Annotated in this window: 8 protein-coding genes, 1 tRNA gene and 1 pseudogene; 9 read left to right on the top strand and 1 reads right to left on the bottom strand. The window is 70.4% G+C overall.

What is annotated here, in order from left to right; translation table 11 throughout:
- The first annotated feature begins 2 nt into the window (after positions 1 to 2).
- The 3 genes and pseudogenes from CWT12_RS05425 to der all read left to right on the top strand — a co-directional run bounded on the left by CWT12_RS05425 (position 3) and on the right by der (position 4424).
- Positions 3 to 961, top strand: a pseudogene (locus CWT12_RS05425) (pseudouridine synthase).
- On the top strand, positions 958 to 2121 hold the full coding sequence (locus tag CWT12_RS05430) for a prephenate dehydrogenase (protein ID WP_161923997.1): 1164 nt from the start codon (positions 958 to 960) through the stop codon (positions 2119 to 2121). Before CWT12_RS05425 ends, CWT12_RS05430 begins: the two are co-directional and overlap by 4 nt.
- A 143-nt stretch (positions 2122 to 2264) precedes the next feature.
- Complete coding sequence (gene der, locus CWT12_RS05435; RefSeq protein ID WP_161923998.1) at positions 2265 to 4424, top strand: bifunctional cytidylate kinase/GTPase Der; 2160 nt, start codon at positions 2265 to 2267, stop codon at positions 4422 to 4424.
- A gap of 174 nt (positions 4425 to 4598) precedes the next feature.
- On the opposite strand, the gene CWT12_RS05440 is transcribed toward der, so the two are convergent.
- Positions 4599 to 5195: a DNA-3-methyladenine glycosylase I gene (locus tag CWT12_RS05440; RefSeq protein WP_161923999.1), complete on the bottom strand. Its 597-nt coding sequence runs from the start codon at positions 5193 to 5195 to the stop codon at positions 4599 to 4601.
- Positions 5196 to 5229: 34 nt separating this feature from the next.
- Here CWT12_RS05440 and pgi point away from each other — a divergent pair, with 34 nt between their 5' ends.
- The 6 genes from pgi (at position 5230) to CWT12_RS05470 (ending at position 12744) form a co-directional block, all read left to right on the top strand.
- On the top strand, positions 5230 to 6894 hold the full coding sequence (gene pgi, locus CWT12_RS05445) for a glucose-6-phosphate isomerase (protein ID WP_161924000.1): 1665 nt from the start codon (positions 5230 to 5232) through the stop codon (positions 6892 to 6894).
- Positions 6895 to 6921: 27 nt separating this feature from the next.
- A complete protein-coding gene (moeB, locus tag CWT12_RS05450) occupies positions 6922 to 8124 on the top strand; it encodes a molybdopterin-synthase adenylyltransferase MoeB (protein WP_161924001.1) in 1203 nt (400 codons plus the stop codon).
- A gap of 162 nt (positions 8125 to 8286) precedes the next feature.
- Positions 8287 to 8363 (top strand) — tRNA-Pro (locus CWT12_RS05455).
- A 193-nt stretch (positions 8364 to 8556) separates the two neighbouring features.
- Positions 8557 to 8730 (top strand): hypothetical protein, encoded by a 174-nt coding sequence (locus tag CWT12_RS05460; RefSeq protein ID WP_161924002.1) that lies wholly within the window; start codon positions 8557 to 8559, stop codon positions 8728 to 8730.
- Positions 8731 to 8917: 187 nt separating this feature from the next.
- Positions 8918 to 12097, top strand: coding sequence for a bifunctional lysylphosphatidylglycerol synthetase/lysine--tRNA ligase LysX (gene lysX, locus CWT12_RS05465; RefSeq protein ID WP_161924003.1), 3180 nt, complete (start codon positions 8918 to 8920; stop codon positions 12095 to 12097).
- On the top strand, positions 12094 to 12744 hold the full coding sequence (locus tag CWT12_RS05470; RefSeq protein ID WP_161924004.1) for a DUF998 domain-containing protein: 651 nt from the start codon (positions 12094 to 12096) through the stop codon (positions 12742 to 12744). Before lysX ends, CWT12_RS05470 begins: the two co-directional genes overlap by 4 nt.
- Positions 12745 to 12771: the final 27 nt, after the last annotated feature.

Raw genomic sequence — 12771 nt, forward strand, 5'->3', positions numbered from 1 at the left:
GCATGCGCAACAATACCGACGGAGGCGCCCAGAACGTCCCGGACGCACTGGATCTCGGCGCCGAGGAGTTCTACGACGCCGACGACCTCGAAGAAGTCGACTACGAGGACGAGGCCTCCTCCACGGCGCCCGCCGCGGCCGCCGACGCGACCGCCCGGGGCGGGCGGGCACGCCCAGACGACCCCTACGTCGTCGGCGGGCAGCGGCTGCAGAAGGTGCTGGCCCACGCCGGGGTGGGGTCCCGGCGCGTATGCGAGCAGCTGATCGCCACCGGGAGAGTCAGCGTCGACGGGGTGCGAGTTACCGAGCCCGGAGTGCGCGTTGACCCCGCCACCCAGGAGATCCGTGTGGACGGCTCGCGGGTGCTCACCGACCCCGATGTCATCACGGTCATGCTGCACAAGCCCGTCGGCGTGGTCACCACCATGGAGGACCCGCAGGGCCGCCCCACGGTCGCCGAGTACACCGAGCAGTACCTGGCCGAGCACGCCGAGCAGCTGGGCGGGCCGGAGAAGGCTTCCGCGCTGCGGCTGGTGCACGTGGGCCGGTTGGACGCCGACACCGAGGGGCTGCTGCTGCTGTCCAACGACGGCGAGCTCACCCACCGGCTCACCCACCCCAGCTATGAGGTCGCCAAGACCTACGTGGCGGTGGTGCGGGGGCACGTCAGCAGCGGGCTGCCGAGTCGGCTCAAGCGCGGCATCGAGCTGGAGGACGGGCCGATTGCCGCGGACCGCGTAGTGGTCAAGGACTCCGCCCGGACGCCTCGATCCTTGAGGTCACCCTGCACTCGGGCCGCAACCGGATCGTGCGCCGCATGCTGGCCGCCGTCGGGCACCCCGTAACTCGTCTGTCCCGCACCCGGATCGGAACGCTGTCTCTCGGCGGTCTGCGCCCGGGGGAGATGCGCCCGCTCACGGGTGCGGAGGTAAGCGCACTGCAAAAGGAGGTGGGCCTGTGAGCGCCGCCGGAAACCCCTCCGCCCCGCTCGCCACCCGGGGGCCGGTGCTGGTGGTCGGCACCGGGCTGCTGGGCACCTCCCTGGCGCTGGCCCTGACCTCAGCCGGCGTCCCGGTGCAGTTAGCCGACACCTCACCCACCTCCCTGGCACTGGCGCGCGACATGGGCGCCGGGCAGGTGCGTGACGAGCACAGCGCCGAACCCGCCCTGATCGTGGTCGCGACCCCACCGGACGTGGCCGCCGGCGTGGTGCTGCGCGAGCTGGCCGCCCACCCGGACGCGGTGGTCACGGACGTCGCGAGCGTCAAGGCGCGCATTGCCGCCGAGGTGCGCCGCCACGGCGGGCGGGAGGCGCGCCGCTACGTCGGCTCCCACCCCATGGCCGGGCGGGAGCGGTCCGGAGCCGCCGCCGCCGACTCCGACCTGTTCGCCGGCCACCCCTGGGTGGTCGTCGCCGACGGGTCCGCCCCGGAGGCCGAATTGGCGGTGCGCAACCTGGCCGTCGACGTCGGCGCCACCCCGGTGCGCATGAATGCCGCCGAGCACGATGCCGCCGTCGCCGCCGTCAGCCACGTCCCCCAACTGGTCAGCTCCCTGCTGGCCGCCCGCCTGGAGTCCACCCCCGAGAACGCGCTCGGCCTGGCCGGGCAGGGGCTGCGCGACACCACCCGCATCGCCGCCTCCGACCCGCGGCTGTGGTCGGCGATCGTGGTCGGCAACGCCGGGCCGGTGGTGGACATGCTGCGCCAGCTGCGCAGGGACCTGGACGCACTGATCAACGGGATCGCGCCCGCCGCCGTCGACCCCGGCGACCCGGCCTACACCGCCGCCGGGGACGCCGCCACCATCGCCCCCGGCGCCGTCGGCGCCATCACCGACCTGATGACCCGCGGCAATGCCGGGCAGGCCCGCATACCGGGCAAGCACGGCGGGGCGCCGCGCCGCTACGCGCAGGTGCAGGTGCTGGTGCCCGACTCGGCCGGCTCGCTGGGCCGTCTGTTCTCCGACGTCGGCGAGGCGGGCGTCAACATTGAGGACTTCGCCATGGAGCACTCGCCCGGGCAGAGCGCCGGCCTGGCCATGCTCTCGGTCATGCCGGCCGCCGCCCAGGGGCTGGAGGAGGCCCTGGACGCCCGCGGCTGGCGCGTGGTCGTGTCCTAAGGAGGGCGGAGCACTTTCCGCGGCGCGGCTGTGGGCGGACTCATCTGCCGCCGATCCGTGCGGCGGTGCCTGATTGTGGGACGCTTACCCCTTGAGACCGACCGGCTCGCCGGAGCCTGCGGGGTCGAACGTTGGAGGAACACATGGGAATCGTCGTCGCCATCGACGGGCCGTCCGGGTCCGGCAAGTCCACGGTGTCCAAGCGGGTTGCGGCCGCGCTGGGGCTGGCCTACCTGGACACCGGCGCCATGTACCGGGCAGCCGCCTGGTGGTGCGAGCGCACCGGCATCGACCTGGACGACGCCGAGGCCGTCACCCACGCCGTGCAGGCCATGCCGCTGGTGATGGGTCTTGATCCCGAGGCGCCCGGTGTCACCTGCGACGGGGTGGACATCGCCGAGGCCATCCGCGACCCGCACGTGTCCACAGTGGTCTCCAAGGTCGCCACCAACCTGGATGTGCGCGCCGAGATGGCGCGGCTCCAGCGTGAAATCATCCGCGCCGAGGCCGGTGCTCTGGCCGGCTCCTTCTCCCGCGGCGCAGGCATCATCGCCGAGGGGCGCGACATCACCACCGTCGTCGCCCCCGACGCCGACGTGCGCCTGCTGCTTACCGCCAGCGAGCAGGCCCGGCTGGCCCGCCGCGCCGCCGACCTGGACGCCGCCGGAAAGGCCGTGGATGCCGCCGCCCTGCGCGACCAGGTGGTGCGCCGCGACCGCGACGACGCCACCGTCTCCCAGTTCCTCACCGCCCCCGAGGGCGTCACCGCGGTGGATACCTCGAACCTGACGCTGGAGGAGACCATCACCCGCGTCACCGCGCTGGTCGAGCGGTCGCGCGCCGAGAGCGCCGAGCGTGAGCGGCTGGAGGACGCCCGTGCTGACGCACTGCGTACCGGACTGGACGACTACGAGCTCGACGAGGAGGACCGGGCCCTGCTCGCGGGGGAGGAGATACCCGCTGCCGAAGCCGGCCTGGAGGCGGGCCTGCCCGTCCTTGCCGTCGTCGGCCGGCCGAACGTCGGCAAGTCCACTCTCGTCAACCGGGTCCTGGGCCGCAGGGCGGCCGTAGTGCAGGACGTGCCCGGGGTGACCCGAGACCGCGTCTCCTACCCGGCGGAGTGGGCGGGCAAGCGCTTCACCATCGTTGACACCGGCGGCTGGGAGATCGACGTGGCCGGGCTGGACGCCGCCGTCGCCGCACAGGCCGAGGCTGCCGTGGACCTGGCCGACGCGGTGCTGCTGGTGGTGGACGCCCGCGTGGGCGTCACCGAGGCCGACGACCGGATCGTGAAGATGCTGCGCCGCTCCGGCAAGCCAGTGGTGCTGGCGGCCAACAAGGTCGACTCGCCCGTGCAGGAGGGCGATGCCGCCTCCCTGTGGGCCCTGGGCCTGGGCGAGCCCTACGCCGTCTCCGCCCTGCACGGCCGCGGCAGCGGCGAGCTGCTGGACGCCGTCGTCGCTGTCCTGCCGGAGGTCTCCGCCGTGGCCGGGCCGGAGCGCAGCGATGACCTGCACCGCATCGCCCTGGTGGGGCGGCCCAACGTCGGCAAGTCCTCCCTGCTGAACCAGCTCGCCGGAAATGAGCGGGTGGTCGTTAACGAGCTGGCCGGCACCACCCGCGACCCGGTAGACGAGGTGGTGGAGTTCGACGGCCGCCAGTGGGTGCTGGTGGACACCGCTGGTATCCGCCGCCGCATCCGGCAGGCGCGCGGCGCCGACTACTACGCGGTGCTGCGTACCCAGGGGGCGGTGGAGAAGGCCGAGGTGGGCGTGGTGCTACTGGATGCGTCCGAGGCCGTCACCGAGCAGGACATCCGCGTGATCCAGCAGGTGGTTGACGCTGGGCGTGCCCTGGTGATCGTCAACAACAAGTGGGACCTGGTGGATGAGGACCGCCGCAAGCAGCTGGAGTGGGAGGCGGAGCACGAGCTTGCCCATGTGGGCTGGGCGCCACGCATCAACCTCTCCGCCCGCACCGGCTGGCACACCAACCGCTTGGCGCGCGCCCTGGACACGGCCCTGGCCGGCTGGAGCACGCGCGTGCCCACGGGGCGGCTCAACGCCTTCCTGGGGGAGCTGCAGGCGGCCACGCCGCACCCGGTGCGGGGCGGGAAGCAGCCGCGCATCCTGTTCGCCACCCAGGTGCAGACCGCCCCGCCGCGCATCGTCATCTTCACCACCGGCTTCCTGGACGCCGGCTACCGGCGCTTCATTGAGAACCGGCTGCGTGAGGAGTTCGGCTTCGTCGGCACCCCGGTCCAGATCGGCGTGCGCGTGCGCGAGCGCCGTCAGCGGCGCTGAGGGCGGCTTCGGCATGCCAACGGACCGGCGGTGTCAAAATCGATGACAAACGCCGGGGATGCGCTCTTCTACGCTACTCGGCACCCGCATGGTTCCAACGTTTTTTGAAGCGCCTTGAGCGCCGCGGACTTCGTTTGTCATCGATTTTGACAGCAAGCACGTGACCTCCGCTCGCTAGCCCCACACCCCGGAGGCGCCGCGCCGCCAGGAGCCCACCAGGTGGGTGTCCACGATGCCGATGGCCTCCATCAGCGCGAATGCCGTCGTCGGGCCGACGAACCGGAAGCCCAGGTGCTTGAGCCGGCGGGCCAGTGCCTCGGACTCCGGCGAGCGCGTGGGAGTCTCCGCCAGCGTGCGCGGGGCGGGCGTGACCGCCGGCCGGAAGGACCAGACCAGGCCCGCCAGGCCGTCGACGTCGGCACCCCGCAGGGCCACGGTGGCACGGGCGTTATTGATGGTGGCCAGGATCTTGGCCCGGTTGCGCACGATCCGGGCGTCGGCCAGCAGCCGGGCCACATCCTCGTCCCCGAAGCCGGCCACGGCCTCAGGCTGGAAGTCGGCGAAGGCCTCCCGGAAGGCGGGCCGCTTGACCAGGATGGTGCGCCAGGACAGGCCCGACTGGAAGGCCTCCAGGCTGAGCCGCTCGAACACGCCGCGCTCGTCGCGCACGGGCATGCCCCACTCGGTGTCGTAGTAGTCGCGCAGCAGCGGGTCGCCGGCCGCCCACACCGGCCGCGCCAGACCGTCCTCGCCGATCACCAGGTCTCCCATGCGGTAACGGTAGCGGACGGCCTAGACTGGCGACATGTCGACAACACGCACACCGGTTGACCCCACCACCACGTCCGCCTGGAAGCGGCTCACTGAGCTGCACCAGTCCATGGAGCCCGACCTGCGCGCCTGGTTCGCCCAGGACCCGCAGCGCGCCGAGCGCTACTCATACGAGATGGGCGACCTGTTCGTCGACCTGTCCAAGAACTTCCTGACCGACGAGGTCCGCGACGCCCTGGTGGAGCTGGCCGATGCCGTGGACGTTCCCGGCCGCCGCGACGCCATGTTCGCCGGCGAGCACATCAACGTCACCGAGGACCGCGCCGTCCTGCACACCGCCCTGCGCCGCCCCGCCACCGACACCCTCACCGTGGACGGCCAGGACGTGGTCGCCGACGTGCACGCCACCCTGGAGAAGATCTACGCCTTCGCCCGCCGCGTGCGCTCGGGGGAGTGGACCGGCGTGACCGGCAAGCGCATCGAGACGGTCGTCAACATTGGCATCGGCGGCAGTGACCTGGGCCCGGTCATGGTCTACGAGGCGCTGCGCCCCTACGTGCAGGAGGGGCTGGAGGCCCGCTTCATCTCTAACATCGACCCCAACGACTGCGCCGAGAAGGTCTCCGACCTGGACCCGGAGACCACCCTGTTCATCATCGCCTCCAAGACCTTCACCACCCTGGAGACGCTCACCAACGCCCGCATGGCCCGCACCTGGCTGCTGGAGGCGCTGGCCGCGCGCGGCATCAGCACCGACGGCGCCGTCGCCAAGCACTTCGTGGCCGTATCCACCGCCCTGGACAAGGTGGAGGCCTTCGGCATCGACCCGGCCAACGCCTTCGGCTTCTGGAACTGGGTGGGCGGGCGTTACTCGGTGGACTCCGCCGTCGGCACCGTGCTGGCCGTGACCGTCGGTCCTGAGAACTTCGCGGACTTTCTGTCCGGCTTCCACACCGTCGACGAGCACTTCGCCACCAAGGCCCCCGCCGAGAACGTGCCCATGCTCATGGGCCTGCTCAACGTCTGGTACGTGAACTTCTTCCAGGCAGCCTCCCACGCCGTGCTGCCCTACGCCCAGTACCTGCACCGCTTTCCGGCGTACCTGCAGCAGCTGACCATGGAGTCCAACGGCAAGTCCGTGCGCTGGGACGGCAGCCCCGTGGTGGCCGACACCGGGGAGATCTTCTGGGGCGAGCCCGGCACCAACGGCCAGCACGCCTTCTTCCAGCTGCTCCACCAGGGCACCCGGCTGATCCCCGCCGACTTCATCACCGTGGCCAACCCGGCCCACCCGGTCAAGGACGGCGACGCGGACGTGCACGAGCTGCTGCTGTCCAACTTCCTGGCCCAGACCGCCGCCCTCGCCTTCGGCAAGACCGCCGAGGAGGTGCGCGCCGAGGGCACCCCGGAGGCCATCGTGCCGGCCCGCGTGTTCACCGGCAACCGGCCGACGACGTCGATCCTCGCCCCGGCCCTCACCCCCGCCGTGGTCGGGCAGCTGATCGCCCTGTACGAGCACATCACCTTCACCGAGGGCATTGTGTGGGGCATCGACTCTTTCGACCAGTGGGGCGTGGAGCTCGGCAAGAAGCTCGCCCTGGACATTGCCCCCGCCGTGCGGGGCGACGAGGCCGCCTACGCCTCCCAGGACGCCTCCACCCGGCAGCTCATCGACCGCTACCGCGGCCTGCGCCACTGACCACCGCGCAGCGGTTCTGGTAGAGCCATGACGCCGGGGGCGGGGGACGGGTTCCCCTCGCTGATCGACGACGCCCGCCTGCGTCCACTCACCGCCGCCGAGCGCATGCGCTACTCGCGCAACGCGCTTGTGCCGGAGGTGGGCGGGCGCGGGCAGCAGCGCATCCGCGCCGCCCGCATCCTGGTGGTGGGCGCGGGTGCCCTGGGCTCGCCCGCCGTCCTGTACCTGGCCGCCGCCGGCGTGGGCACGCTCGGCATCATTGACGACGACGTCGTCGCCGTCTCCAACCTGCAGCGCCAGGTGCTGCACACCACCGCCGCCGCGGGCCGCCCCAAGGTCGACTCCGCGCGGGAGGCCGTGGCCGCCCTGAACCCGGACGTGGAGATCGTCACCCGCCGGGAGGCCCTGACCAGCGCCAACGCCATGGAGCTGCTGCGCGGCTGGGACGTGGTGATCGACGGCACCGACAACTTTCCCACCCGCTACCTGCTGGGGGACGCCTGCGTGCTGCTGGGCATCCCCCTCGTGCACGGGGCGGTGCTGCGCTTCGACGGCCAGGTCACCGTCTTCGACGCCGAACGCGGCCCCTGCTACCGCTGCGTGCACCCGACCCCGCCCGACCCGGGCGCGGTACCGTCCTGCGCCGAGGCCGGGGTACTGGGCGTACTACCCGGAATTGTTGGCGCCATGCAGGCTGCCGAGGCGCTCAAACTGGTGGTCGGAGGAGCGCAACCGCTGATCGGCCGCATGCTGCTGGTCAACGCCTGGGAGGGACGCGGGACGGAGCTGCCGATCGGCAAGAACCCCGACTGCCCCGTGTGCGGTTCCCAGCCAACAATCACCCGCCTGGTGGATTATGAGGCCCTGTGCGGCTCCCGGTCGCGGCAGGAGCAGGACACTGAAGTACAGGAGAGCACCATGAACACGATCACCGCCACTGAGCTGCGCGAGCGCATCGCCGCGGGTGAGTTGCCCGGGCAGGAGTACACGCTGCTGGACGTGCGCGAGCCGCACGAGGTTGAGCTTGAGACGATCGAGGGGGCGGCGCACATTCCGCTCGCCCAGGTGGTCGAGCGCCGCGGGGAGTTGGATCCGAGCCGGGAGCTGATCGTCTACTGCGCCGGGGGCGTGCGCTCCGCCCGCGCCATTGCGGCTCTGGAGGACGCCGGATACGACGGCCCCATGACCAACCTTGAGGGCGGCATCAAGGCCTGGAACGCCTCCGCCTGACCCGCCAACCCGCCGAGATCGGTAGATATAACCGCCGAGGCCGGTCAGTGCTGCCAAGGCCATCCGGGAACGGTGAGCGGTGTCACCGCCCGCGGATTTCGACGTCGGGACACAGATGGGCTATCGTCTTCCTTGTTCCGAGCGGCGTGAGCCGCGCGGGCACGGGCTGTGGCGCAGCTTGGTAGCGCACTTGACTGGGGGTCAAGGGGTCGTGGGTTCAAATCCCGCCAGCCCGACCAGAGCTATTAGGGGTGGCAGGCCCCTCGGTCGGGCGCGGCTCCAGAATGGGTAGAAATTGCGATCACTGCGGCCCCTCGTCGGGCGAGACTGCGCGATAATAGCCGTCGATCACATCGGCTAGCGCCAGGCAAGCATGCTCATCACTGCCTTATGGATCATCAGGCCGGCAATGGCTGATCAGGAGGTTCGATCTTGACCGCAGACTGCACCGGGGCGTCAGGCCCCGAGTCCGAGCAGGCGCATACGCCGACCGAGCCCGATGATGCCGAGCTGGCACGGATGCTGGTCACTGCCACCGGAATGGGGCGGGCACAACTGCGTGACCTGATCGAGCGTAGGGCACGCGAGCGGCAGTCGAACAGCTGACCATCTGCGGTACCTCGGTTTCGGCCGCGCAGGCGCGGCCTGAGGGTAGGAGGTACATCGTCTTCCAGGGTGAGTGCTTACGGAGCCGTATCATGCCTCCGCATGATTCAGGTCCCGCGAGCGGTACTGACAATCTTTCCTCGTGTCGTGGAGCACCGACACGGACAGGAAGGAGCGCGCACCGACGATGCAGGCACACAAACCCCTTTTCCCTCACATTCTGCCTAGGGTCCTGTACCTAATTGCGGTACTCGCGCTGACTGACACCGTACTGAATTCCACGCCCGGTATCGGTCAGGTCCTGGAGTTCATCTTCTTGTGGATCGTGCCGCTGCCGTCAATCGACTGGCTAAGCGGAATCGTCCTCCTCCTGCTCGCAGCAGGCATGACTAAGCGCAAGCGAGCGGCGTGGACCGCGCTTACCCTGGTAACGGCACTGGTGACCCTGCTGTACGTACTCATTCTGGCGGTGGCGTTCCAAGACGAAGAGCTGGCGGACGTGCGCCCCTACCTGACGGTGAACACCGCCACGCTGCTGGTCTTCCTGGGGCTTTTAACCGCATACCGCAGGCATTACACGGTGCGGTCGCAGCCGGGTAACAGCCGCCGCGCTCTGACGGTCTTTGTGGCCTCTGCCGGTTCTGTCACGCTTGCCGCGGCCCTCGTGAAATTCGCAGTCTCCGGCGTGGGCGCACGGCAGTTCGGAGAGCTGCTTGTAGGGGGCAGCCCCCAGTGGCTGGCCAGTCTGCTCGGCTTCGGCTGGGCGATCACCTTCCTCGTTGCCTTCGGGATGCTGCTGCGCTCCCAGCAGGAGATCGCGCAGATGTCCGTGAAGGAGGAGAGCCGTGTACGTACCCTGCTGGCTGAGCATCCCGCGGACTCTCTGGGATACTTCGCCACCCGCCGGGACAAGTCCGCGCTGCTGACTGATGACGCCGCCGTCGTGTACCGAGTCGCCAATGGTGTAGCGCTGGCCTCAGGTGACCCCTTGGGAGAACCGTCCACCTGGTCGGCTGCGGCGCGGGCATTCGTCCGCCGCGCCGCGGAATTCGGCTGGACCCCCGCCGTCATCGGGGTTTCCGAGGCGGGCGCCCGGGCCTACGCCGATGCCGGGCTGCGGGCGCTGCACATTGGTGACGAGGCTGTACTGGACTTCTCACGCACGCGGATCGACGGCATGCCCGAGGTGCGTCGGCCGGTTCGTCGGCTCAAGGAGCGGGGGTACACGGTGCGGATCCGCCGACACCGCGAGATCCCGACCGATGAACTCAGCGCCCTGGCGGGTCTTGCCCATGAATGGCTAGGCGGAGAGGCGGAACGGGGATTCTCGATGGCACTGGGCCGCCTGGGCGACCCCTCCGACGGCGGGTGCGTGATGGTGGAGGCGCTCTACCCACCCGGTGACGAGCGCGGGGAGATCGCCGCCCTGCTGTCCTTCGCCCCCTGGGGGGCGGACGGCTTGAGCCTCGACGTGATGAGGCGACACCCGGGCGCCGATAACGGCGTGACCGAGCTGATGGTGTCCGCCCTGATGTCCGACGGCGTAGAACTCGGCCTCACCCGGGCATCGCTCAACTTCGCAGTCTTCCGCTCGGCGTTCGTTGAGGGGGAGAGGATCGGCGCCGGACCCGTGCGTCGCCTGTGGAGACGCCTGATGCTGTTGGCCTCCCGCTGGTGGCAGCTGGAGTCCCTCTACCGCTCCAATGCGAAGTACAACCCCGTCTGGTCTCCACGGATGATCTGTTACCCCGACGGCGGGGACCTGGCTCGTGTGGCCTTTGCCATGGGAGTCGCGGAGGGGTTCGTGTCACCGCCCGGATGGCTGTCACCCACGACCGACATAAACCAGCCCCGCCGCGACGACGAGGACTCGGCGCGTCTGAGCGCCATCAGCATGGGAGCATCCAGCACGGCGCCCTCCAGGCGGCCAGCCAAGCAGTTCGCCTCTCGCCTGGCCTCACGGGAGGCCATGGTCGCCGCCGGCATGGAGCCCTACCCGCCGTCGGTCAACGTCACGGCGTCATGCGCCGATGCCTCTGGGGCGTGCTCCGTGGCCGGCAGAGTCATGTCGGTACGCGACCACGGCGGGGTGCTCTTCGCGGATCTGCGTGACCGCAGCGGCGACCTGCAGATTCTTCTGGAACGCTCGACAACCGGCGTCGACGATATGACACGCTTCCGACGGCTGGTGCGAGCGGGCGACCAGGTGGTCGCCTCCGGCACGGTGGGCACTTCGCGCACCGGTACGCGCAGCCTGCTGGTGTCCACCTGGAGCATGACCTCCAAGGCGCTGCGGCCCCTGCCGGACAAGCGGCGGGGCATCCGCGACCCCGAGACCCGCGTGCGTCAGCGTCACCTGGCGCTGATCGTCGACCCCGGGGAGCGCAGGATGGTCGCGGCACGCTCCCACGCCATCCAGGCGGTCCGCCGGGAACTGCTGGGACGTGACTACCTGGAGGTGGAGACGCCCATACTCCAGCCCGTGCACGGCGGCGCGAACGCGCGCCCGTTCAAGACGCACATCAACGCCTACGACCTGGACCTGTACTTGCGCATCGCCCCGGAGCTGTACCTCAAGCGCCTCATGGTCGGCGGCATGGAGCGAGTCTTCGAGATCGGCCGCAACTTCCGCAACGAGGGCGCCGATGCCACGCACAACCCCGAGTTCACCATGCTGGAGGCCTACCAGGCCCACGCCGACTACGAGGTCATGAAGGACGTGGCACGCGATCTGATCGTCTCCGCCGCCCAGGACGCTCTCGGGACCACCGTGATTCGCGGCCGGGTGGGCGGCGCCGAGCACGAGATCGACCTGGCGGCCCCGTGGCGGACGGTCAGCGTGTGCGAAGCCGTCAGCGAGGGGCTAGGGGAGGAGGTGGGGCCGGAGACCCCCATGGAGGTGCTGCGCGCCGCCGCTGACAGGATCGCCATGCCCTACGACCCGCGTTGGGGGTGGGGAACCCTGATGCAGGAGCTGTACGAGCACCTGGCGGAGTCCACTACCGTCGCCCCGACCTTCTTCACCGACTTCCCGGCGGAGACCTCGCCACTGACCCGGCCCCACCGCCAGGATGCCCGGCTGGCCGAGCGGTGGGACCTGATTGTGTTCGGTGCCGAGGTGGGGACCGCCTACTCCGAGCTGGTCGATCCCGTGATTCAGCGTCAACGCCTGACCGCCCAGTCCCTGGCGGCGGCCGGAGGCGACCCCGAGGCCATGGAGCTGGACGAGGCGTTCTTGGCGGCGCTGGAGCAGGGCATGCCGCCTTCGGGCGGGTTGGGCATGGGCCTGGACCGGTTGGTCATGATGCTCACCGGCGCGTCCATCCGCGAGACGATCGCCTTCCCCCTGGTGAGGCCGGAGCAATGACCGCCCGCCGGGCACGGGTTGTACTCGCGCTGCTCGCCGTCGTCACCTACAACAGTTGGCTGGCGTGGCGGCTGAACGGCGACCCGCGCGCACTGTTCGGTTATCTGTCCGAGCTGGCCGCGCAGGACCAGCCCTACCAGTGGTTCTTCCGCCTGGGGGACCTGACGGCCGCAACCGTATTCGCCGTCATCGCCGTGCTCGGACGGCGCGGCTGGAGCCGATGGCTCGGCGTTCGCGCCCAGCACGCGTCGGTGGCCCTGGGGCTGGTTGCGGCCGGGACGGCGCTGGACAGCCTGTTCAACCTGCCGTGCGCGGAGAGCCGGGACGCGGTGTGCGCGGCCATGCCCAGCCAGGCCAGGCACCTGCACGAGGCCGCATCCGTACTCGTTTCGGTCGCGCTGGTCACCCTGATCGCCCTGGTGGCGCTGGGCATGGCCGAGCGCAACGGCCGCACGGCGCGGTTCTGGGCGGTGGTGGCCTTCGGCGTCGTGATCGCCGCGCTGCTGCTGTTCACCGCGGTGGCGCCCAGACTCGCCCCCGGAACTCAGGGACCGGTGCAGGCCGTCCAGGTGCTGGCGTGCGCGGCTTGGATGGCGCTGCTGGCGTGGCGGCTCGAGGATGAACGGGAAGGACAATCGGCAAGGTGAGTAATGACTGACCCGGGGCGGATCACC

Origin of the sequence: Actinomyces sp. 432 (assembly GCF_009930875.1) — a bacterium.
GTDB lineage: Bacteria > Actinomycetota > Actinomycetes > Actinomycetales > Actinomycetaceae > Actinomyces.